The sequence below is a fragment of the Lysinibacillus sp. NPDC056959 genome (assembly GCF_042674095.1).
Taxonomy (GTDB): Bacteria; Bacillota; Bacilli; order Bacillales_A; family Planococcaceae; genus Lysinibacillus; species Lysinibacillus zambalensis.
The window spans coordinates 80507-102172 of the sequence record NZ_JBHURE010000002.1 but is presented as its reverse complement, the minus strand read 5'-3'; the positions used below and the strand labels follow the sequence as shown (position 1 = coordinate 102172).

Annotated in this window: 27 protein-coding genes and 1 pseudogene; 21 read left to right on the top strand and 7 right to left on the bottom strand. The window is 34.6% G+C overall.

Going from position 1 to position 21666, the window contains the following annotated elements; genetic code table 11:
- Positions 1-157: 157 nt before the first annotated feature.
- The 7 genes and pseudogenes from ACFTQ7_RS02630 to ACFTQ7_RS02600 all read left to right on the top strand — a co-directional run.
- Complete coding sequence (locus ACFTQ7_RS02630; RefSeq protein ID WP_386827473.1) at positions 158-895, top strand: ABC transporter ATP-binding protein; 738 nt, start codon at positions 158-160, stop codon at positions 893-895.
- Positions 864-2432, top strand: coding sequence for a putative ABC transporter permease subunit (locus ACFTQ7_RS02625; protein ID WP_386827113.1), 1569 nt, complete (start codon positions 864-866; stop codon positions 2430-2432). Before ACFTQ7_RS02630 ends, ACFTQ7_RS02625 begins: the two co-directional genes overlap by 32 nt.
- Positions 2433-2601: 169 nt before the next feature.
- Complete coding sequence (locus ACFTQ7_RS02620) at positions 2602-2922, top strand: hypothetical protein (protein ID WP_386827112.1); 321 nt, start codon at positions 2602-2604, stop codon at positions 2920-2922.
- Between the two features lie 331 nt (positions 2923-3253).
- Positions 3254-3385, top strand: a complete 132-nt coding sequence (locus ACFTQ7_RS02615) for a protoglobin domain-containing protein (protein ID WP_386827472.1) — start codon at positions 3254-3256, stop codon at positions 3383-3385.
- A gap of 452 nt (positions 3386-3837) precedes the next feature.
- On the top strand, positions 3838-4686 hold the full coding sequence (locus ACFTQ7_RS02610) for a MerR family transcriptional regulator (protein WP_386827111.1): 849 nt from the start codon (positions 3838-3840) through the stop codon (positions 4684-4686).
- 86 nt (positions 4687-4772) lie between these two features.
- The gene (locus ACFTQ7_RS02605; RefSeq protein WP_386827110.1) at positions 4773-5876 is read left to right on the top strand and encodes a C45 family autoproteolytic acyltransferase/hydrolase; all 1104 of its coding nucleotides are present in this window, start codon (positions 4773-4775) and stop codon (positions 5874-5876) included.
- A 229-nt stretch (positions 5877-6105) separates the two neighbouring features.
- Positions 6106-6381: pseudogene (locus ACFTQ7_RS02600) on the top strand (transposase); the annotation flags it as partial.
- 195 nt (positions 6382-6576) lie between these two features.
- On the opposite strand, the gene ACFTQ7_RS02595 reads toward ACFTQ7_RS02600, so the two are convergent.
- Entirely contained in the window at positions 6577-7167 is a 591-nt protein-coding gene (locus tag ACFTQ7_RS02595; protein WP_386827109.1) for a hypothetical protein, read from the bottom strand.
- Between the two features lie 270 nt (positions 7168-7437).
- Between ACFTQ7_RS02595 and ACFTQ7_RS02590 the strand changes: the two genes are divergently transcribed.
- From ACFTQ7_RS02590 to ACFTQ7_RS02540, 11 genes are all read left to right on the top strand, one after another.
- Positions 7438-8160 carry an ATP-binding cassette domain-containing protein gene (locus ACFTQ7_RS02590; protein ID WP_386827108.1) on the top strand — a complete coding sequence of 241 codons (723 nt, stop codon included), beginning with the start codon at positions 7438-7440 and terminating at the stop codon, positions 8158-8160.
- Entirely contained in the window at positions 8157-8906 is a 750-nt protein-coding gene (locus tag ACFTQ7_RS02585; RefSeq protein ID WP_386827107.1) for an ABC transporter permease, read from the top strand. The genes ACFTQ7_RS02590 and ACFTQ7_RS02585 overlap by 4 nt, the downstream gene beginning before the upstream one ends.
- An 8-nt stretch (positions 8907-8914) precedes the next feature.
- Entirely contained in the window at positions 8915-9199 is a 285-nt protein-coding gene (locus ACFTQ7_RS02580; RefSeq protein WP_386827106.1) for a group-specific protein, read from the top strand.
- A gap of 103 nt (positions 9200-9302) precedes the next feature.
- The gene (locus ACFTQ7_RS02575; RefSeq protein WP_386827471.1) at positions 9303-9806 is read left to right on the top strand and encodes an RNA polymerase sigma factor; all 504 of its coding nucleotides are present in this window, start codon (positions 9303-9305) and stop codon (positions 9804-9806) included.
- On the top strand, positions 9799-10047 hold the full coding sequence (locus tag ACFTQ7_RS02570; protein WP_386827105.1) for a hypothetical protein: 249 nt from the start codon (positions 9799-9801) through the stop codon (positions 10045-10047). Before ACFTQ7_RS02575 ends, ACFTQ7_RS02570 begins: the two co-directional genes overlap by 8 nt.
- A 122-nt stretch (positions 10048-10169) precedes the next feature.
- On the top strand, positions 10170-11825 hold the full coding sequence (locus ACFTQ7_RS02565; protein ID WP_386827104.1) for a sensor domain-containing diguanylate cyclase: 1656 nt from the start codon (positions 10170-10172) through the stop codon (positions 11823-11825).
- 28 nt (positions 11826-11853) lie between these two features.
- Positions 11854-12651 carry a nucleotidyltransferase domain-containing protein gene (locus ACFTQ7_RS02560; RefSeq protein WP_386827103.1) on the top strand — a complete coding sequence of 266 codons (798 nt, stop codon included), beginning with the start codon at positions 11854-11856 and terminating at the stop codon, positions 12649-12651.
- Between the two features lie 71 nt (positions 12652-12722).
- Positions 12723-12875, top strand: coding sequence for a YpzG family protein (locus ACFTQ7_RS02555; protein ID WP_068984661.1), 153 nt, complete (start codon positions 12723-12725; stop codon positions 12873-12875).
- Between the two features lie 143 nt (positions 12876-13018).
- Positions 13019-13897 carry a YwqG family protein gene (locus ACFTQ7_RS02550; RefSeq protein WP_386827102.1) on the top strand — a complete coding sequence of 293 codons (879 nt, stop codon included), beginning with the start codon at positions 13019-13021 and terminating at the stop codon, positions 13895-13897.
- Positions 13898-13911: 14 nt separating this feature from the next.
- Positions 13912-14385: a hypothetical protein gene (locus tag ACFTQ7_RS02545; protein WP_386827101.1), complete on the top strand. Its 474-nt coding sequence runs from the start codon at positions 13912-13914 to the stop codon at positions 14383-14385.
- A 139-nt stretch (positions 14386-14524) separates the two neighbouring features.
- On the top strand, positions 14525-14863 hold the full coding sequence (locus tag ACFTQ7_RS02540; protein ID WP_386827100.1) for a cupin domain-containing protein: 339 nt from the start codon (positions 14525-14527) through the stop codon (positions 14861-14863).
- 45 nt (positions 14864-14908) lie between these two features.
- On the opposite strand, the gene ACFTQ7_RS02535 is transcribed toward ACFTQ7_RS02540, so the two are convergent.
- The gene (locus ACFTQ7_RS02535) at positions 14909-15397 is read right to left on the bottom strand and encodes a GNAT family N-acetyltransferase (protein ID WP_386827099.1); all 489 of its coding nucleotides are present in this window, start codon (positions 15395-15397) and stop codon (positions 14909-14911) included.
- Positions 15398-15465: 68 nt separating this feature from the next.
- On the opposite strand from ACFTQ7_RS02535, the gene ACFTQ7_RS02530 reads away from it, so the two are divergent.
- Complete coding sequence (locus ACFTQ7_RS02530; protein ID WP_386827098.1) at positions 15466-15894, top strand: NUDIX hydrolase; 429 nt, start codon at positions 15466-15468, stop codon at positions 15892-15894.
- A 59-nt stretch (positions 15895-15953) separates the two neighbouring features.
- Here ACFTQ7_RS02530 and ACFTQ7_RS02525 read toward each other — a convergent pair whose 3' ends face one another.
- A complete protein-coding gene (locus ACFTQ7_RS02525; protein WP_386827097.1) occupies positions 15954-17117 on the bottom strand; it encodes an aminotransferase class I/II-fold pyridoxal phosphate-dependent enzyme in 1164 nt (387 codons plus the stop codon).
- 2 nt (positions 17118-17119) lie between these two features.
- On the bottom strand, positions 17120-18235 hold the full coding sequence (locus tag ACFTQ7_RS02520; RefSeq protein ID WP_349661410.1) for a methionine biosynthesis PLP-dependent protein: 1116 nt from the start codon (positions 18233-18235) through the stop codon (positions 17120-17122).
- A 200-nt stretch (positions 18236-18435) separates the two neighbouring features.
- On the opposite strand from ACFTQ7_RS02520, the gene ACFTQ7_RS02515 reads away from it, so the two are divergent.
- Positions 18436-18825, top strand: a complete 390-nt coding sequence (locus ACFTQ7_RS02515) for a Rossmann-fold NAD(P)-binding domain-containing protein (RefSeq protein ID WP_386827096.1) — start codon at positions 18436-18438, stop codon at positions 18823-18825.
- Positions 18826-19062: 237 nt separating this feature from the next.
- Here the strand turns inward: ACFTQ7_RS02515 and mscL are convergent, their stop codons facing one another.
- A complete protein-coding gene (gene mscL, locus ACFTQ7_RS02510) occupies positions 19063-19452 on the bottom strand; it encodes a large conductance mechanosensitive channel protein MscL (RefSeq protein ID WP_386827095.1) in 390 nt (129 codons plus the stop codon).
- 171 nt (positions 19453-19623) lie between these two features.
- Between mscL and ACFTQ7_RS02505 the strand changes: the two genes are divergently transcribed.
- Entirely contained in the window at positions 19624-20322 is a 699-nt protein-coding gene (locus ACFTQ7_RS02505) for a lytic transglycosylase domain-containing protein (RefSeq protein ID WP_386827094.1), read from the top strand.
- Positions 20323-20585: 263 nt separating this feature from the next.
- Here ACFTQ7_RS02505 and ACFTQ7_RS02500 read toward each other — a convergent pair whose 3' ends face one another.
- Both ACFTQ7_RS02500 and ACFTQ7_RS02495 read right to left on the bottom strand, forming a co-directional pair.
- A complete protein-coding gene (locus tag ACFTQ7_RS02500; protein ID WP_079562065.1) occupies positions 20586-20843 on the bottom strand; it encodes a GlsB/YeaQ/YmgE family stress response membrane protein in 258 nt (85 codons plus the stop codon).
- A 217-nt stretch (positions 20844-21060) separates the two neighbouring features.
- Complete coding sequence (locus tag ACFTQ7_RS02495; protein WP_386827093.1) at positions 21061-21606, bottom strand: cysteine hydrolase family protein; 546 nt, start codon at positions 21604-21606, stop codon at positions 21061-21063.
- Between the last annotated feature and the right edge of the window lie 60 nt (positions 21607-21666).

Genomic DNA, 21666 nt, shown 5'->3' with positions numbered 1-21666 from the left:
ATGATGCTTAGCGATAAGATGATTAATCCAGAATAAAGTGAATGGATTTAAACTTCAAACATTTGATGATAACCACTTTTTTTTTTACTTGTTATGATTTCCACGAAAGCTTTACGAAGGTCATTAGATAATAAGATAAGGAGATGAAAGAATGGGAATCCTAGATATTAAAAATTTTTCAAAAGTGTATAAAGAAGAAAAGAAAGCTGTCGATAACATAAGTTTATCTGTAGAAAATGGCGATGTTTTTGGATTTATAGGTCATAATGGAGCAGGGAAAAGTACAACGATCAAATCAGTAGTAGGAATCCTAGATTTTGAGGAAGGCGACATCTATATTGATGGCCATTCTATTAAGAAAGAGCCTCTAGAATGCAAATCGAAATTTGCTTATATTCCTGATAGTCCCGAATTATATGAACATTTAACAGGAATCCAGTATTTAAATTTTGTAGCAGATATTTTCGGAGTGCCGGAAGATGTTCGAGTAAAGAGAATAAAAGAATATTCTGGAATGTTTGGAATAACAGAAAGTCTAGGGAATCTAATATCCTCTTATTCTCACGGAATGAAGCAAAAGTTAGCAATAACTGGAGCTATTATTCATGAACCAAAGCTTTTGATTCTGGACGAGCCATTTGTAGGTCTTGATCCAAAAGCAGTAGTTGTTTTAAAAGAGATAATGAAGAAAATGACTGCTAAAGGGAATGCAATATTTTTTTCAACACATGTCTTAGATGTTGCAGAAAAGCTTTGTAATAAGGTGGCTATGATTAATCGTGGAAAGCTAGTTTATAGTGGTACGATGGATGAAATAATACAAAATCAAACATTGGAAGAGTTCTTTATGAAGGAGTTAAAAGATGAGTCATTTTCTTATTCTTCTAAAAGTTAGGATTATTTCACAGGCGAGACTTAATACCCTAAAAGGTAAAGCCAGCATTGGTGATAAAATGGTTATTATCGGTATATCTCTTCCGATTGTTATCTTGCTAGCGTATTTTACAAGTCTTGGATATATGCTGAATGAATATAATATGAGAGAACACATACTTGCATTTTCATTTTTATTGAGTACTCTTATATCATTATTTATAGCATTTTTTAATGCTAGTGATGAGTTATTTGGAAAAAGAGATTATGACACATTAATGTCACTTCCTATTAAAACATCAATAATAGTTGTAAGTAGATTCTTTTATATATATTTCTTGAATACGGTAGTATCTTTAATAATCATGCTTTTAATGGGAGCAGTATATTTCTTTACAGGAACAGTAAGCGGAGTTTTTTGGATAAAGATACTGATTGGAATACTTACAGTTGCATTAGTACCATCAATTGTAGCGTCAATTGTTAGTATATTAGTTTTAGAAGTTTCATCGAGAGCAAAATATTCTCGTGCGGTTTCTTCAATTAGCTATATGTGTATTTTTTTATTTTTAGTATTAGCACCAACATTGAGTGGTTATAAATTTGATTCAAGCGATATGAAATTGATATTAACAAATGTATTGAATCAGTTTAACCAAGTGTATCCAATGTTTTATTTGTATAATAAAATACTGGAAACAGGAAAAGTGGAAGATTTTCTTATATATATAGCAGTTTCATTAGTATTAACAGTGATTTTCATTATTGGTCTTTCGTTTGTATACAAAAGACTAAATACTAAAATTCGATCAATGAGTAGTAACAAAAAATATGAAGTAAAAATATTAAAAAGATCAAGTATTTTAAAAGCATTATATGTGAAAGAAATCAAGCGACTATTTTCGTCCGCAATGTACTTAATGAACAAAGCATTCGGAATGTTCATGATGGTTATTTTTACGATTTCTTTAATGATTTCAATCACAAAAGTGATGGAAAAAATTCCGTTAGATAATATTAATACAGTAGAGATTCTGTATGAAATAACACCGTATATATTGTCATTGATGGTATGTCTATCAAATACAAGTAGCGTGTCTATTTCACTTGAAGGTAAAAATATTTGGATGATCAAAACTTTTCCATTGTCGAAAGAAATGGTTGTAAAGAGTAAGATACTTGTTAATCTTACGGTTACAATACCTCTTACGATTATAAACGGAATAATAATCGGAAGAGTGTTTGGAGCAACATTATTTGATTCCATCATATTAGTACTTCTTCCATGTGCATTTGCAGTATTTTCAGCAGTATACGGAATTGCTATTAATTTAAGATATGTAAATTATAGTTGGCAATCAGAGCTCCAAGTAATAAAGCGGAGTGTATCAAGTTTATTGGGGATGTTAGGTGGAATGATTCTGGTACTCATTGCAGCAGTTCCAAGAGTACTATGGTCAGGTTCGATAGTAGGCATATATGATGTTGTTATTATTTTATGCTTGGGCATCGTAACTAGCAAGTTATATGCTAAAACAATAAATGGTGAGCCTATTTAATTGGGGAAGAGTAGTGTGAAAACGAAATTAATAAATATTACTGAAAAAAGTAAGCTAAATAAAGATCGCAATTAATTGAAAAATCTATTAAAAAAATAAAGTGTCCCGCTCACTCGTTTTCATTACTGTTTGTGTCGTGAAGCGGACACGGGAGAGAATGGAGATTATTATGAATAAATCTAAAAAGTCAGTACGTATAATTCCTTGGATATTTTGTGCCTTGTTTTTTGTGTTTTCAATTATTGGTGTACAAAATATATCGGATGAGATTCCTATTACCTTCAACATGGCCGGTCCCAATTTGAACGGCAGTAAGTATTTTATCTTTATATATCCTGTATTGTCATTTTTTATAGGGATTACTGCGTTAGGTGGATTAGGGAAAAAGAAAAATACTAAATTACATGGAAACTTACTATTTATAATTATTGGGAACTTAATAGTAGGTGGATTTATGGTTTATACAATCTTATCAAATTGGAATATGTAATTTTAAAATAATTGGTGAATAAAAATAGAAGTAAAGGATCAAACACAACATCTCTGAGAGTCTTCAACTAGTCTATCATACTATGGATCAGTTTGATTCTGGGGAAAAATGTTCAATCTTGTTGAGCGATAATTGACTACTTTAGTTTAGCAGTTACATAAATAATAGTCGTCTTGTAGTTCCGATAAAAAAATATTAGATAACCAATAGTATTAAGGGTTTGTTCGTTTTCTCAAAATAGTGATATTAAATTGGATGTTCTAAGTAGAAGTGAAATACAAAGACAAATTTATATGATTAATTTGTCTTTTGAGGATAAGATTTATAAGTTATTAATAGATTACAACCATTTGTTGAAGAGAATATAGATTATATTGTAAATCGTTTTTACAAGAATCTTGAAATTGAGGAATCCTTGCTAATATTAATCAATCAAAATAGTTCAGTCGAGGCACTTGAATAATCATTAAAAGTACATATTTTAGAAATGTTTTGCGGAGTAAATGATGGTAACTAAAAGAACTAGGATTGCACTTGCTATATTTATTGGCAAAGTAAAATACCCCCGGAAACAAGGTAATACTCATATGAAACAAGTTAGTATATAACGAAAAGAAGTATGTTCAAATCATGAACACACTTCTTTTCGTTTTTAGGCATCCTTTCACCTTCTGTATTTGAGCAAGTTATCGCTGATAGTTTTTAAAACGTATACCATGATTATACATTGATTAGTGTGAAAGCTGTTTGATGAGACTTAAAGCAGGGCGTTCACCACCTCACGTACATTAAATCTGAAACAATTACTACAATTATATCGTACAATAACTATGCAAGGAGAGGTGTATTTCCATTCATTCAAGGTGAATGAAATAGCATGATGAATCGAAACTAAATTGAAAAGAAGGTGCTTTTATGTATAGCATTGGGAAATTTTCGAATCTATGCAATGTTCCTGTAAAAACCATTCGTTACTATAGCGATATTGGGTTACTCGAGCCATCTTTTATAGATGAAGTGACCGGCTATCGTTATTATGATTACGATAAAATGAAAGAGCTGAATACTATTCAGATTCTAAAAGATTGTCATTTTTCATTAAAAGAAATTGAACAGGTTATAAAAGGGGAAAATGATAAGCAAGATTTAGAGCTAAGATTAGATAAAAAAGTTCAGGAATTAGAGCACCAACAAGAAATGATCGCTGAACAAATTCAAAATATTGTCCATGTGAAAAATTCTATTAAGAACGCTGAGACATTTAATCCAAAGCCAATATTATCAAGTTGTTACATAGAAGAACGACCAGAAGTACAGGTGCTTTTCATTCGGGAAAAAATTAATATTATAGAAATAGATAGGCTAGTACAAAAATTATTTGAACGAATTTATGCATATCAATTAGAGGTAGTTGGGGAGCTTACTGCAATTTTTCATCAACATGGTAGGAAGCAAAATGTAGCAGATGTTGAACTACTGTTGCCAGTAAAAGCAACTCAACCGGCAAATTATATTAAACTAATACAAGAAGGCAGATATGCTTGTATAAATGTAAAGGGACCGTATTCAGAGTTGAATTTTGGCTATAGTCGCTTGCAAGAATGGTTGACGGAACAATCCCTTGAGACAGAAGGGATGTTTATGGAGCAATACATAAAGGGGCTAATCCCATCCGAAGTAGTAAACCCAATTAATATCAAACCAAATATTGAGATCCATCCAAACGATTTTTTGACAACAGTGTTTGTGAAAATAAGAAATTAGCTAAACTCTCCAGTAAATGGAGACTTTATTCTGTAATTAGTAAGGTAACAACGTCTTGCTAGTAACATACAGAATGGAGTACATCAATGACAACAAATATAGGACAGTTTGCATTTCTTAAAGGTAGTTCGTATGAGATTGGACAACATCAAGCACGAGAATTTCAAAAAAAACCTTTTGCGAAATCGCTATTTTTTACGGAAAAATTAACTTCGGACAAAGCTTATTTTCAAATGAAAGCACAAATAGAGCAGTATTGCCCAAGTTTAAATGAAGAATTAGAAGGCTTCGCGGAAGGCTTTGGATATAAGCCCGAGCAACTACATTTCTATCAAAATGCGTGGTTAATTCCTGGAGGATGTAGTTTAGGGGCTATTTTGCCTGGAAAAATGGTGGATGGTAAAACATATGTCATAAGAAATTATGATTTATCGCCCGCTATTTCAGATATGCGTTTATGTACAACGGTCGTCGAAGGAAAATATATTCATACAGGATTTTCTGTTTCTACATTCGGTCGGAGCGAAGGTTTAAATGAGAAGGGGCTATGTGTTGCGTATGCATCGTGTGGCATGCCCATTGGCAAATATCCTGGTATGAGACCATCAGTAGTACCTGGTTTACAGTTTATGGTTATTGTCAGAGCTCTATTAGAAAATTGTAAAAATGTAGAAGAAGCTATTAATATGGTAAATAATATACCAGTAGGAACGAATATGAATTTACTGATAGCTGATGCAAATGGCGCCGCAGCCTTGATTGGAACATATGACGGAATAAAAGAAGTGAAACGTGCAGAACTAGATTATCTTATTGCCACTAACCATGGTCTATTTTCTTCAATACAAAAAATGGAGCCAGGCAAACTTGAGCATTCTCAATTAAGATATGATATTTTAGAGGGGAAATTTACGGAAAGTGGTAAAAGATCTGTTGAAGAAATCCAAGAACTTCTATTAAAGGAGTTTCCTAAAGGACTATCTGTTCATAATTACAACGAAAGCTTTGGAACCGTCCATTCAATTTTGTTTAACCTTACTGACTTACAACTGGAATTTTCATTTGGCTCACCATTACAAAATCAGGTAAACAAGATAGAGGTCGGCGAAAACTTTGCAAAAACACAAATACCTGTTGGATTTACTAATAAAAGCTATGGAACGGAATTTTGGAAAATTATAAAATCCTAAATAACAACAGACCTCCCACTGTGAGGAGGGCATTGAAAAAGTCTATATCTTCTCACATTGCGAAGTATTCAACGATTAAATCGTTGAATACCTCGCTTTTTTCATTTGGCACTGTGACTCTACTGTTGTTTTCCGAAGCATTCCGCTCGCTTTCCGCGGGCGAGCGCAGAGCCTCCTCCTACGCTTCGCTTCGTGCGGGGTCTCGTCTGTCTCGCTTTCCCGCAGGAGTCGAGCGGGCTGTTATAAAGAAGGCGCAAAAAGTAAAACATATTCTGTCACAATTAAGTCGGATACACATGCCGAACAAGAGGCATTTCAAAATACGGAAGCATTTAAGCAATTAGCCGCAAATCGCTACAAAGTAGAAGCGAAGAATAGTGAATTAAAAAACGGACACGGGTACGATACGGCATCGGGTCTATTTAGCATGGAAATTCAAGGTGCTACAACGATATTCGCTGTCAATTTGAAACGGATATTAAAGCTACTAAACGAAAATGAATAAGGAATAGAGACAGAAATAAGGCACTTCCTGTTCAAAATTGAACAAGAAGTGCCTTATTTTTATCTGAAAAAAGTTCGCTTTTATGAAAACATAAGTTTTTCAGTGCCCTCCACTGTGAGAGGTCTTTTTGCGTGTATCCGAAAGGTAAGGCATATTGTGTTCAACTGAAATAACACTTACCAATTACACACTTATTTAATAACTTAATTCGTTCGTAACTACTTCGATAAATTTATCTCGATCTTGTGTTTCAAAAATAGTAATCCCTTTTTCTCTAGAAAGTTGTAGTAACTTTTGAATATTAGCTTCATCTTTCTCCATAAAGGCTTTTTCTACATATTTTAAATCTTGCAAGATATGATGAATAAATGTATCTCCTTCTCTTTTAATATCTATAGCAATAAAGTCGAAAGATAATTTTGTTTTAGGTGGAGTAATAATTGTATCAAACAAATAGTTTAAAGCTTTAAAGGGGACATAAGGGATACCTTTTTTATATTCATATTTCTCTATAATAGGTAAAATCTTATCAATAAATTTTTGTATTTTATCAATATTGTAAAGCTTTGTATCTTCTAAGTTATTTTTCTTAATAATTTGTTGTATTTTTTCAAATTGCTTTTGTTCTAACAGTTCTTTCATATATAAAAGTTCTTTTTTGAAGTTGGATCGTTCTTTTTTACTTAATTGTCGATGTTCAATAACAGCGTATTCGATTAGCTCCCATCCTATTTTCAAACCAAAATGAGGTTCTAAAAAATACTTAAGTTCTTCAAAATCGCGCACTTAGGTAACTCCTTTTAAGTTAGTATTATTAATCTTGCAGGAAAACAAGATAAAAATTTCTTGCCCTAACCGTTCATCAAACATCTTTCGTCAGAGCCATATTAAGATGATATTCCTTTATCTTTACTTAATTCCCAACAATTATGTATTTTACATAAAAAATCATTTTATAGAAATATATAATTTCATTTCATTTTTTTAAAAATAAAATGAACCTTTTCTATTTGCCGTTTGTATAGTCAGTGAACATAGTAATAAGGAGGGATTATTTTGGAGCTTATTGTGAAGGATATTGTGAAAAAATATAATGGTGTGAACGTTTTGGATGGTGTATCGGCCACATTTAAAATGGGGTATTGTTATTTATTATTAGGTCAAAATGGAGCGGGTAAATCTACATTATCAAAATGTATAGCTGGAGATATAAAACCTGATGCAGGTACTATTGTATTCAATGAAGCGTCTCAACATGTACAAGAACAAGTTGCGCTTCAATACCAATTTTTTTCGAGTTATCAGCATCTTAAAATTCGTGAAGTAATGGCTCTTTTTACTACATTGACGAACAATAAGGCTGAGTTGGGAGAACTATATGAAATATTAGGATTACCGACTTATGACCACCTATTGTTGAAAAATGCGTCAGGCGGTCAGCGAAAAGCAGTATCGATCTTCCTTTCTTTTTTATTAAATAAACCAATTATCATTTTAGATGAGCCGTTTGCTGATTTAGATTTAACGAAGAAAAAGCAATTGATGTTTTACTTACAAGGTGAAATTCGTCACCGTAACAAAATGATCATCATTATTAGTCATGAGGTGGCAGGATTAGAATCGTTATTTGATTATGTAGTGATTTTAAAAGACGGAAAACTCATTGAAAATAACACACAGGATGAGCTTTATCAAAAATACACAGAGGCGAAATTGCCGGGAATCGAAGGTCTCTACTATGAAGTGACAGGTCAAATTTTAGGAGGAAAAGCAGGATGATGAAACAAATTGCACGCATGTATATGTTAGAAAATATTCGTAGCCTAGGAATGACTATTAGGAATTTGTTACCAGCTTATATCTTTTTAGGAATATCATTTTTTGCTAAAAGCGCGATGACTGAAGAATCATATGATTTTTTGATTAAAGGTCAGTTTTTACCGATTTCTATAATAATGCTAATCTTCTTCTTTTGTTTTTCTAGTGCTACAATCTATTTAACGGATATGAAAGCCAATAAAACCCTCCAATGGGTGCAACGTACAGGCATTAAGCCACACACTTACTTTATAGGGATGGGAATAGGTGTTTTTACTTTATTAAATCTATTCTTAGTGTTACTACTCATTGGCTACTCTTTTATTATTGATATTTCATTATCTTCATTTTTATTAATTATTTTAATGAGTAACTTTGTGTTACTGGCATTATATCCATTGAGTTTTATATTGGCTGGTCTATTTAAAAATGAAAGAGTGGCAACAAGTATGTTGCAACCGATTATGTTGATATTTATGTTTTCAATACAAATGTCAACGATGTTTTTAACATTAGCGAAAAAAAACCCCCAGGATTATTTTATTTTCTTAATCTGGAATCCGATGCTATATTTATTTGATAGCTTGCAAGTGTCTTTAAATTTAATAGGTGAAACTTGGCTTCCACAATATCAGTATTTAATGATTTTAACAATTCTTAGCTTGGTGCTAGCAGCCATCGCTAAAAAAGTATATACAAGTAAGTAGGTGATTTTATGGGAATTGGATTTATTGTATCTTTAATTGTAGTTGGCGTTTGGACTATTATTATTTTGGGAATTACAATCCCGATGAATAAAAAATATGTTGTTCGCGAAAATGGAAAAATTAATTATAAAAAAACAACCATTTATTTACGTTGGAATGTCTTTGATACGTTAACGCTCGTTATAGCCATATATACAATACTTTGTGTGCAGGCATTAAACATGCTTTTGTCATTCTCTCAAACGATCGAAAATCCATACGTGCAATTTTTTACAAATCAATCGCAAGCATAGGTCATTGTAATAGTCGCATACTTAGTTTCACGTGTGTCCATGACATTGAAGTCTATTAAGGCTCATTGGGGGAATGAGCTAGATGATAAGCAATGAGGAGTGGATGGAGGCCTATAAAAACGGCGAAGTCGAGGGCTTTGAACACCTCTATAGTCGTTTGTATGAGCCATTGTACTGCTTTTTATTTCGCTATACTCGGGAAGATCAGCTAAGCATTGATATTGTGCAAGATACCTTTGAGCGTTTACAATATATAAAAGAAGATTTTGATGAGCAAAAGGGTACGGTCAAAGCTTTTTTATTTCAAATTGCTTATCGCTTAATGATTAATAAATTGAATCGGCGCAAAAAATGGCGTACGCTCTTCCCATTTTTAGTACCGACGTCCAGTCATCGAATGTCTGCTGACGAGAAATTAACGATACAAGAGGCGATACTTCAATTACCCGAAAAGCAACGAGCGGTTATTTTGCTCGTTTACTATCATGATTTGCCACAAGAGGAAATTGCACAAATTTTGTCCATTCCACTTGGCACAGTTAAATCAAGGCTACATAATGCGGTAAGGACTTTAAAGGAAAAGCTAAAGGAGGATTTCGATGCTTAAGGATGAATTTCAAAAGGAACAATGGTTAATAGACAGCTTAGATCAAGATAAAGTGGAGATTCCTAAGCAGCTAATGACATACAAGAAAAGTCGCTGGCAACGTTTTCTTCAATATTTAGCTTCACCAACGAAGGATCCGTTAGAGCCGATATGTACATCTTCAGTCGGCTATACTTCTTTGAAAATAGTGCCCATTGTTGCTGCTGTATTTATTACAATTCTCCAAATTTTATTGCAATAATTTTTATCAACTATTAAATTTCTCACTGCCACAATCATTCGGTTGTGGTATTTTTAATGAATAAAATACTATTTATTGCCCATTTTTTAGGAAATATTTAGATTAATTTGGAGGTTATTGCTTTGAGGGTTTTGAAAAAATTTCCACGACCAAACACGATAAAAGGTCAGCTTCATCGAGCGCTTTTATGGATTACTTTTATTATTGGTCTATGTATTTTTATTCCAACGCTTTACATTGAATATCGGGAAACTATACAGCATCAGAATGAAGAGATGACGCACTATTTGGATGCTCAAACATATTTTTTTGAAAGCTGGTTATCAGAACGATCCAGTGATATACATACATTAGCTAATTTAGATTTTGTAAAGGGCTATAATTATGAAAAATCGCAAGCTTTTTTTCTAGATTTTAAAGAAAAAACAGATTTTACCGACATAATATTCGTTAATAAAGAAGGCATCGTACAATTTGATACCGTTACTGAATATAGTACATCTGGTGTTGGTGTTGGAATGGATGTAAAGAATCGTAAGTATTTTCAGGTTGCTAAAAAGACGAAACAACCATATATAACAGATATTTTAATTAGTAAAGTTACGAAGAAGCCTATTCTTGCATTTGCTTCACCGATTTTAACTGCACAACAACAATTCAACGGTGTAGTTTTTGGTGCAGTAAATTTAGACACAATCGATCAACTGCTACATGAATCAAGAGTTGGCTTTTTAGGAAAAGCTTATATTATAGATCAGAATGGTACTATGCTTACAGAATTTAATAATAAACAGCAACGGACTTCTAGCAATTATTTAGTGGATGAGCATATCCTGAACGCAGCTAAAAAAAATACAATAAGTGACCTAGAGCTTTATAAAGATGCGAATAATAAGCGAGTACTTGCAAAAAGTAAGCCTATAAATGAAGGAAAATGGTTTATCATCTCAGAAATAGGTCTGTTTGAGGCGTATCAACCATTCATCATTAGAATTTTATTGATAACATTTTGTTTAGTCGTAGGTTCGTTTTTTACGATTAAAATGATGTTACATCTTTCTAAAAAAATTGAAGAACCAATTCAACAGCTTCTTACAGGCGTTAGAAAAGTAGAACAAGGATTTTATGATTATCAAATAGATGAACAACAGCTGGCACCTTATGCACATGAATTTCAGGAGCTCTGTTCGTCCTTCAACGAAATGAGTGCTAAGGTGAAAACGGATACAATCTTACTAAAAAAATTATCAGTTACTTGTCAGTTGACGAAGCTGTATAATCGCCGTTATTTGATTGAACATGGAAAGCTTGTTTTTCAGAAATGTTTAGAGGAACAAAATCATTGTTCATGTATAGCGATTGATATTGATTTTTTCAAAAAGGTCAATGATACATATGGGCATTTAATCGGTGATGAAGTCCTAAAACACGTCGCAAATATCATTTCAAATTCTGTGCGAAAAATCGACATTATTACAAGATATGGTGGAGAGGAGTTTGTCATTTTATCTCCAAATACTACGTTAGAGAGCGCAGTAAAGATAGCGGAAAGAGTTCGGAAGCATGTTGAACATTATCCTTATTATGCGGATGATGTTGAGATCAATGTGACAGTGAGTATTGGCATCGCAGGGTACGGTCATTCTAAAAACATTTCAACATTTTATGAGTTACTTGACAAGGCGGATCAAGCACTTTATATTGCAAAGGAAAGCGGTAGAAACCAACTGAGAGTATGTGATCATACAGGTAAAGTTGATACAAATCAGATACTTTAGAAGACTAAATTTGGGAAGTGGTATTTACATGAAGGAAGTTATACTAAGTAAATTAAAAGAAATTGAGAAAGAGTATCAAGTGAAAATTTTATATGCAGTAGAATCAGGTAGTCGTGCTTGGGGATTTCCTTCCAAGGATAGTGATTATGATGTTCGTTTTATATATATTCATCAACCTCAGTGGTATCTTTCAATTGACCCTCAAGGTATTGGTGCTAAGAGGGATGTTATAGAAGTACCGATTAATGATTTGTTGGATATTAGTGGATGGGAAATAACAAAGGCATTAAGGCTATTTCGCAAAAGTAATCCACCGCTATTAGAATGGTTACGAAGCAATATAGTGTATGACCAACAATATTCATTTATTGACAATGTACTATTACTGGAAAGTGAAGTATTTTATCCAAATGCAAGTTTATATCACTATTTAAACATGGCTAAAAACAATTATCGAGAGTATTTACAGGGATCAGAAGTGAAAATAAAAAAATATTTCTATGTCCTCAGACCAGTTTTAGCATGTAAATGGATAGAGAAAAACAATACGGTTCCACCAATTGATTTTCAGGAATTGTTAAATGCAATTATCTCTGAAGGTCCTTTAAAAACCGAAATTGAGCAACTTTTGCAGAGGAAAATGGCTGGTGACGAACTAAATATGGAGCCACGTATTGAAAATATTAATGAGTATTTAGATAAAGAAATAGAGCATATTGAGACATACTGTAAAAACCTCCGCGTTAAAGTGGAAGATCCTACACAAAAATTAGATGCGTTATTTAGAAGTACATTGCAAGAAGTATGGGGATCGAAAACTGAATAATTTTAAATCGCAAGGTCATACTAAAAAAGGTTTCACTTATGAAATCTATATTGATGAGGAGGATGGCGCGAATGAGTAGGTTCGAACATTTAGACCCAAAATCTCAAAAAATCCACCGCAACTGGTCTAGGATTAAGCATTCAAAATCTCAAGTAAATGGTGAAACGGAGATTACTCTCCATAACCGTATTTTGAGAAGTGAAGCAAAAGCCCGACAGTTTTAATCATGCTAGAAAAGTAAGTGTCATCAAGCCCAGAATATATTCTGGGTTTTTTTATTTTCTGTTAATTTATGGGGTTTTTCATTCTTGTTCTGATAAAATGAATATATGAAAAAATAAATATAATTATAGGAGGGGAAAGTAAATTGAGTAGCGTAGAAAAACTAAAAAGGGGATTAAAGGAATTTGGCTTAGAGCATAAAGCGGAGGAATTATTACCTCTCGCAAAGGAATCTATTCGAATGATGGTAAATCAAATACCTGAAGAAAAAATACAGATTGGCGGCTCAAAAGTTAGTGGCTGTCCGGATGTACCATCTGATTTCTCATGGCCACATACAAAAGACAATAGACCGTTGTATTTTCTTTGCCAACTAAATCTAGCAGAAATCAAGGCTTATGATACAAACAGCTTATTACCTACGGATGGTGTGCTTTCCTTTTTCTATGATGCTGTCGAGCAACCTTGGGGATACGACCCGAAAGATTACGATGGCTTTAAAGTTTTCTTTTTCTCTCAAGAGACTAGTAGCCTGAATAGAAAGGAAATTCCTGTATCATTATACGAGCATGGTAACATCGACGGCGCGGCGCTACAATTTAAGAATGAAATGACACTTCCATCATGGGACTCACCATACTCGATGTATTTAGAAGAGATATTAAGTGAAGAAGAAGCTGATAGCTACAGAGATTTTGAATACGAGTGGATGGAGGAAGATGATTTGTCTATGGCAACTCATCGCATAGACGGATATCCAGATGCGATTCAAGGTGACATGTATTTAGAATGCCAACTGGTGACAAATGGTTTATATTGTGGAGACTCAACAGGGTATAACGATCCTTTGCGAAAGGAATTAGAGGCAGGCGCAACTGATTGGCGATTATTACTCCAATTTGATACGGAGGATGATTTAGGGCTTATGTGGGGCGATAGTGGCAGATTGTACTTCTGGATACGTGAGGAAGATTGTAAAAATAAACAATTTGATAAAGCATGGGTAGTTTTACAGTGTTTTTAAAGGAGGGTGATGGAATGCGAGATATTACATTTATTCAAAACTATTTAACGAATCCTGATGATGAAAAATTAGCGGAACACGTTTTTTGGATTGACTGGTGTGAAGACAATGCTGATATTGTCCATTATAGCGAGAAACTATTAAACACAGGGAAGTTAACGTATGAGCATGTTGTAAACAATGAGAGAGGTGTTGATGTATATATTATCTATGGTGATAAAAAATCTCTTGTGGTGATGGAGGAGGATGATAGCTGTGATCCAACTATCATTGCCTTAACCGAGATTTTAAAGCCTGATTATGAAATCCGCATGTGGATGGAATCAATAGGCTCAGATACATTAGGCTTTGTTTTCCTAACGCCTGATGAATGGTCAGCCCTTGAACAGCAATTCGGATTAGAAAACGTAAAAGAGTATTTTATGAGTATTACGGCTGATACAAAAATATTCCGACTTACCTATGATGATGTCGAGCAGCTATTGTAGAATCGTAAAAATAAAGTTGGAAAAAGGATTTGAAAATAAGCTACATGACAATGAATATATAGACGTTGTTTTTAATGTATAAAATAGTTTGCAAATAATAATTTTGGCTTTTAATAAGAGAAAGGAGCATGCAAATTACATGGAAAAATATAATTTCACACAAGAATTGGCCAATCAAATCAATAATTATCAATCGATAGATGCTTTTTATACGAAAATCATGAAGACTGTGGGGCCTGCTAATATTGGCTTCATTTATATAGAACCTGGTGGTGTTGTTGGGATGCATGAGGCGCCTGTACCACAGTTGTTTATTGTCATTCAAGGAGAAGGATGGGTTTGTGGTGAGGATCAAGAGAAAGTAATTTTAAAGACTGGAGAAGGTGTTCTTTGGCAAACAGGAGAGGCCCATGAATCTGGGACTCATTCAGGCTTAACAGCACTTGTGATCCAATCAGAGCAAATCCATCTTGCTTAGATTACATATAAAATGTGTAACGGAGTAAGTTTTAACTCCGTTGCACTAAGCAGTTAGTGTTAAGGTAAGTTTAACTGTTTTCAATAAGTGACCATCAAATAATTCGTCAAATTCCTCTATTTTTTTAAAGCCCTTTGCCTCGTAAAAGTTCATACCAATCGTATTTTCCTTTTCTACACAAACTAAAAGTGACGTTAAATCTGGAAGCATTTTGATCCCTTCCTGTAATAGGGCTGTACCAATTCCTTTGCCTTGAGTTTCAGGAAGTAAATATATCGAGAAAAGCTCTGCCTCTCCATTTACAACATTTGAAAAATTGGCAAAACCTACAATCGTTTCTCCAATTATAGCAACTAAAAATAAACTTTTTTCCAAACGACCTTGCAATCGGTCTCTACTATAAGCGGCTTGTAAAAAACGATCTTGAACCTTAGGAGGGATAATTCCTTCATATGTTTGGTGCCAACTCTTTTTGGCAATTTCTTGTACAGAAATGATGTCATTCTTTTGCATATATCGTATAATTGAACTCAATACTTATCACCTGCAATTCCAATTTTTCTATTTATTGTAACATGAATCACGAAAAGGGGGATGACTTCATGCAAGTTGTTGAAAAAGCATTTGGCTATATTACGAGAGAGCATGAGGGTCAGTTACAAGTGCTAGTATTTGAGCAAAATACAGAAGGAGCAGGGATTCAAATTCCTAAAGGCACGGTAGAGGAAGGGGAAACACCGCTAGAAGCAGTAACTCGGGAAATGTTGGAGGAGACGGGGTTAGACTATTTAGTAGTGAAGGGGTTAATTGCCCAAGATTATTTTAATCATCATTCAGGGGTATTACAAAAGCGCTATTTTTATCATTTAACGGCAAATGAAAAACGAGATTCGTGGATGCATTGTCCGACAGGTGTAAACGAGGCAGACTTAGAATTTTCATTTTACTGGATATCAGATGAACAAAAAGTAACACTAGCGAAGGGACATGGAGATTATTTATATCGAGTACTAGCTCGTGTGAACAATTGAATCATCTAGAAGGTCATAAATAAAACGCGTTTCCAAATTTGGGAAACGCGTTTGTTCTATTATATTGTCTTTGCGGCAACCTCCAATGCTTGAGCGAAATCCGCGATCAGATCGTCAACATGCTCAAGCCCTACTGAGAAACGTAATAAACCATCAGTAATACCACGTTTTGCACGTTCCTCAGGCTCCATTGCTGCATGACTCATTTTAGCAGGGTAGGATAAAATCGATTCTACGCCACCTAAAGAGACAGCGAACACTGGAATTTTCATCGCTTCTACAAGTGCTTTTGCAGCTTCATAGCTAGGGAGGCGGAAGGATAATACTGCACCTGTACTAGTTGACTGACTTTGGTGAATCTCATAACCAGGATGTGATGCAAGCCCAGGGTAGTATACTTGCTCGACAAGAGCGTTTGTATCTAAAAACTCCGCAATCCTTTGTGCCGATTCAGTAGATCGACTAAAACGCACATCAGTTGTTTTCATGTTTTGCAATAATGTAAAGCAGTCCTGTACACCTAATATATTGCCGAATGAATTTTGGATAAAGTAAAGGTCCTGAGCGATCTTTTCATCAGCAGTGACTGTTAATCCTGCAATAATATCGGAATGCCCAGATAAAAACTTTGTAGCACTATGAATAACAACATCGACACCTAGCTCTAGTGGGCGTTGGTGTAAAGGTGTCATAAAAGTATTATCTAAAAACGTAAAGCAATTATGCTGCTTGGCAAGTGCTACTACTCCACGGATATCTGTGATGCCAAGTGTTGGATTCGACGGTGTTTCCATATAGAGAAGCTTTGTAGCTGGTGTAATGGCAGCTTCTACCGCCGTTAAATCTGTGAAATCGACGAAAGTATGTGAAATACCGAAGCGTGGTAAGACTTTTGAGACGAAGCGGTAAGTTCCTCCATAAACATCCTCTGTAATAACTATATGATCACCCTGAGATAATAGCATTAATGCTGCAGATACTGCGGCAATTCCAGAAGAATATGCATGAGCTCTGACCCCACCTTCAAGCTCTGCTACTGCTTTTTCTAATGCATCCCGCGTAGGGTTGCCAGAACGTGCATAATCATATTCGCCGAATTCATCGATACGCTCCTGATGGAAAGTAGATGATAAATACATAGGCACATTGACTGCACCTTTTTTATTTTCATAGCCGTCACGAACACCTGCGTGAATTAAACTTGTTTCAATATGCTGCTTCATCATTAAGCCTCTTTTCTAAGGGTATCGAATACTTGTTTTAAATCCGCAATTAAATCTTCAGCTTCTTCAACGCCAATAGAGAAGCGGAGTAATCGGTCACAAACTCCACGTTCAATACGTTCTTCATAAGGCATATCCGCATGTGTTTGAGTAGCAGGATATGTAATAAAGCTTTCAACACCACCAAGACTTTCAGCGAATGTAATTAACTTCAGGTTTCGAAGGAATGGGTCAATCCACTCGGCTTTTTTCAAGCGGAATGAAAGCATACCACCTTTTCCTGTGTAGAGCACGTCTGTTACAAGCTCTTCTTCCTCTAAATAGGCAGCAATTGCTTTTGCGTTTGCATCGTGCTGCTTTAATCGAAGATGCAATGTTTTTAATCCGCGAATAAGTAACCAGGAATCCATCGGACCTAATACCATACCGCTACCATTGTGAATAAAGCCAATGCGTTCTGCTAATTCAGCACCCTTAGCGACGACTAAACCAGCTAACACATCATTATGACCGCCAATATATTTAGTTGCTGAATGAATGACAATGTCTGCACCTAATTCGATTGGACGTTGGAAATAAGGTGTATAGAACGTGTTATCGACAATTAACCATGCTCCATGCTTGTGAGCTAATTCCGCATATAATTTCAAATCAAATTCCTGCATAAGCGGATTTGTCGGCGTTTCAATGAATAGGGCACGCGTATTGTCGGTGATTAATGCTTCTACCTGCTCAACCGATTCGAATTTTGAGTAGACAGGCTTAATATTATATGTTTCTTCAAAGAAATTAAAAAGTCGATATGTACCACCATATAAATCATCAGGCACCACTAATTCATCACCAGGCTTAAACAATGATAAAACTAATTGAATCGCCGCCATACCAGAGCTACAGGCAAAGCCCATATCTCCGCCCTCTAAATCCGCAATTCCGGCTTCTAATAGTGCACGAGTTGGATTTTTTGTCCGTGTGTAATCAAAACCAGTGGATTCACCGATACCTGTATGTTTGTACGCTGTCGATAAATGGATTGGTGGGTTAACAGCACCTGTTAACGGATCACTTAAATTGCCAAGTTGTACAAGTTTTGTTTCAATACTTCTGCTGTTTGTCATGTCGTCACTCTTTTCTTCATCATAATAATGGGGAGTCAAAATATCTAAAAGATTAGAACTTCTTGTCCCAATATTCTCAATAATAGTTACCAATTTAACATGTATACTAAAGAAGAACAAGATAATTTCAGAAAATTAGAGAGATTATTTAAATTTAATCATCTAGGAATAGTAGGAGATAAGTGAGGGAGGAAAATAAAATGAAAAATTGGTTAGTGATAGGTGGGACAGGTATGCTAAAGGATGTTTCTTTATGGCTTATACAGCAAGGTAATTATGTAACCGTTATCGGTAGACAACAAAAGAAAATGCAAAATTTGATAGATGAAGTTAAAAATGATTCGAAATTGTCACCTATATTAGTTGATTATACGAAATACAATCACTTTAAATTGGCATTAACAGAGTCTCAGCAAAAAAATGGAACATTTGATTGTATGATTGCTTGGATTCATGGTTTTGATAAAAGAGTTTGGGAGTCACTGTTAGAAGCGATTCCTACTACAAAAAATATAATTTTATACCATATAAAAGGAAGTAGCTCTTTCATAAAAATGACGGTATCAAAAGTTATTTACTTCCTAATATAGTTTATCGAGAAGTGCAACTTGGATTTGTCATAGAAAAGAACAACTCTTCAAGATGGCTAACAAATAGTGAAATTGCACAAGGAATTATTGATGCAATAAAACAAGAAATACCGGAAAAACATGTGGGGGTATTTGAACCATGGAATTTGCGTCCATAAATAAATCTCTTCAATAAAAAAGAATCTGCCCATTACCTCGGCTTATCTGTGGTAATGGGCAGATTTTTTTGAATATGGTTTAAGCTTGTTCTTTTTTTAATAAATCTCGAATTTCTTTTAGAAGCTCTTCTTTAGAATCTAACTCTGGTGCTGGTTCTTCCACAACAGCCTCTTCTTTTTTACGAGATAGTTTGGTCATAATTCGTAATGCCATGAAAATTGCAAATGCTATTATTAAAAAGTCAAGAATCGACTGTAAAAATACGCCTAATTTTACTTGAGCATCACCTGAGCCATACTTAAAGCTTTCTGTTAAATCAATACCACCAGTTAAGATACCGACTAATGGCATAATGATATTTTCAACTAAGGAGGTAACAATTTTACCGAAAGCACCACCGATTACTACTGCCACTGCTAGATCGACAATATTGCCTTTCATAGCAAACTCTTTAAAGTCTTTCCACAAAACAAATTCCTCCCTGTAATTATCCATAAAATTAATCGAATTATATTTTACTATATTTTTCCCTATCTTTTCAACTACTAAAATAGTGGTAATTATATTCGGAAAAATCTACTACAAATAACGGTAATTTTGGTAAAATAGAAATAGTAATAGAGAGATTAGGTGTGACATATGGCGAATAAAAAGAAGAAAAACCAACCGAAGCTATCGCCTTCCGTTCAATTAGGCATGATAGCTTTACTAATACCAATTGCGATAACTGTTTGTGTTTTCGCCTTTTTTGCATGGAAGGAGCTACAAACATTAACTATATTTGAAAAATTAGCAAAGCAAAAAGAACTAGAAGAAATTCAACAAAATTTCGATATGAACATTCCTGAGCAATATATTCCCATCTATATAGCAGCGGAAGCGAAATACGGTGTGCCTTGGACGTTGCTTGCCGCCCATCATCGAGTTGAAACACGATTTTCCTCAATGAGTTCGCTCGTTTCACCAGCTGGGGCAGAAGGACATTTACAATTTATGCCTTGTACGTTTGTCGGATGGAAACATTCATCCTGCTCGGGGTTAGGAAAAGGGGATATATCGAAGACTGAATTAATGAATCCAGAAATCATTCAAAAATATGGTGGATACGGAGTAGATGCAAATGGAGATGGAATAGCAGATCCTTATGATATTGAGGACGCTATATTTAGTGCCGCGAATTATTTATCGAAAAATGGTGCAGTAGATGGTCATATTCGGCAGGCGGTCTATACATACAATCACAGTGATGAATATGTTAATAAGGTGTTACATTATTTTAATTTATATAATGATTATCATGATGAGCTAAAAGAAGTAGTCCTATATAAAGAAAGGTAAACTACTTTATGGGTGCAATGACAGAAGATACATCTTTGTTGATCTTCGTTATGGCTTGGCCCCAAGCGACTTATCAGATGCCACAGGGAAGCTTTGCTCTGCGCGAAAGTGAAGCGACAGCAACAACAGCAACAACTAAGCGCACAGCCGGAACGGAAATCAATCTTCCGTTTTGCCGAAGAGCGATTTGATTTTTATGTATGAACACAATTTTTTTACAACAAGTAAAGAGCCATCAAAAATGATGGCTCTTTATTACATATTTAGGTTGCTTTACGCATACCTTTTAAAATAAGGCTTACGATGAAGATCAGCACGACAGCACCAATTAATGCTGGGAATACGTAAAAATTACTAACTCGCCAACCCCAGTTGCCAAGAACCATACTACCGATCCACGAACCGACAACCCCAGCAACAATATTTCCAATAATGCCGCCAGGTACATCTTTACCTAAAATTACGCCAGCTAACCAACCTAATACTCCGCCGATGATTAAATACCAAATGAAGCTAATCATTTTTTTCATCTCCTTAAACTAAGATATAATGGCGATTGCTTAGTTATGCCCTGAATGGAGTATATTAAACGCGCCTCGCTTCTTTAGTAATTATTACAAATTCACAAAAAGGTTTTATTAATATTTAGCTTATGCTGATACCTCACTTTTGTGAAAAAAACATCTGTAAGTGTTTTTTCTGTAGCGAAGAAACTACATTACGCCAACGAGAAATGGATTACTTAATAATAGTTGCACCTAATGTGTGCTTAAAATGACGCAATGCCCATTCATGACCTGCAGCATCAAAACTTGCAACACCATCTGCATAAATGATCGTTGATATGCCCAAATTATAAGCATCAACCGCAGTGTGTAAAATACAAATATCAGTACAAACACCAACTAAATGAATTTCTTTAATCCCTCGCTCATTCAATAAAATCGATAAATTAGTTCCTGCAAATGCGCTATAACGCGTTTTATCGAGCCACATCACTTTATCTTTGTGAAGGTTATACAGTTCACCAACTTGCCCGAATAAATGGCGTCCTTTAGTGCCGCGAATATTATGAGGAGGAAAGAGTTTGGTTTCAGGGTGGAATGGGTCATCTTCCTCATGTAAATCATTTGCAAAAACAACAAATTCTTTTTCAGCAATAAATTGGTGAATTAAAGAAGAAATTTTTTGATCTAGTGCTTGACCGGGCTCCCCACATGTTAGTTTTCCATCAGAAGCGACAAAATCATACGTATAATCAATTACTAATAAAGCCTTTTTCAACCTTTTCACACTCCTTATAGGTATAATTTCACTTATTATCATGCCATATTTGGGTCTGTT

Bases quoted from the DNA above. Each gene is read 5' to 3' on its own strand.
- ACFTQ7_RS02625 (WP_386827113.1), top strand. From the start codon at position 864: ATGAGTCATTTTCTTATTCTTCTAAAAGTTAGGATTATTTCACAGGCG.
- ACFTQ7_RS02620 (WP_386827112.1), top strand. From the start codon at position 2,602: ATGAATAAATCTAAAAAGTCAGTACGTATAATTCCTTGGATATTTTGT.
- ACFTQ7_RS02610 (WP_386827111.1), top strand. From the start codon at position 3,838: ATGTATAGCATTGGGAAATTTTCGAATCTATGCAATGTTCCTGTAAAA.
- ACFTQ7_RS02605 (WP_386827110.1), top strand. From the start codon at position 4,773: ATGACAACAAATATAGGACAGTTTGCATTTCTTAAAGGTAGTTCGTAT.
- ACFTQ7_RS02585 (WP_386827107.1), top strand. From the start codon at position 8,157: ATGATGAAACAAATTGCACGCATGTATATGTTAGAAAATATTCGTAGC.
- ACFTQ7_RS02580 (WP_386827106.1), top strand. From the start codon at position 8,915: ATGGGAATTGGATTTATTGTATCTTTAATTGTAGTTGGCGTTTGGACT.
- ACFTQ7_RS02575 (WP_386827471.1), top strand. From the start codon at position 9,303: ATGGAGGCCTATAAAAACGGCGAAGTCGAGGGCTTTGAACACCTCTAT.
- ACFTQ7_RS02570 (WP_386827105.1), top strand. From the start codon at position 9,799: ATGCTTAAGGATGAATTTCAAAAGGAACAATGGTTAATAGACAGCTTA.
- ACFTQ7_RS02560 (WP_386827103.1), top strand. From the start codon at position 11,854: ATGAAGGAAGTTATACTAAGTAAATTAAAAGAAATTGAGAAAGAGTAT.
- ACFTQ7_RS02555 (WP_068984661.1), top strand. From the start codon at position 12,723: ATGAGTAGGTTCGAACATTTAGACCCAAAATCTCAAAAAATCCACCGC.
- ACFTQ7_RS02545 (WP_386827101.1), top strand. From the start codon at position 13,912: ATGCGAGATATTACATTTATTCAAAACTATTTAACGAATCCTGATGAT.
- ACFTQ7_RS02540 (WP_386827100.1), top strand. From the start codon at position 14,525: ATGGAAAAATATAATTTCACACAAGAATTGGCCAATCAAATCAATAAT.
- ACFTQ7_RS02530 (WP_386827098.1), top strand. From the start codon at position 15,466: ATGCAAGTTGTTGAAAAAGCATTTGGCTATATTACGAGAGAGCATGAG.
- ACFTQ7_RS02525 (WP_386827097.1), bottom strand. From the start codon at position 17,117: ATGAAGCAGCATATTGAAACAAGTTTAATTCACGCAGGTGTTCGTGAC.
- ACFTQ7_RS02520 (WP_349661410.1), bottom strand. From the start codon at position 18,235: ATGACAAACAGCAGAAGTATTGAAACAAAACTTGTACAACTTGGCAAT.
- ACFTQ7_RS02515 (WP_386827096.1), top strand. From the start codon at position 18,436: ATGAAAAATTGGTTAGTGATAGGTGGGACAGGTATGCTAAAGGATGTT.
- ACFTQ7_RS02505 (WP_386827094.1), top strand. From the start codon at position 19,624: ATGGCGAATAAAAAGAAGAAAAACCAACCGAAGCTATCGCCTTCCGTT.
- ACFTQ7_RS02500 (WP_079562065.1), bottom strand. From the start codon at position 20,843: ATGATTAGCTTCATTTGGTATTTAATCATCGGCGGAGTATTAGGTTGG.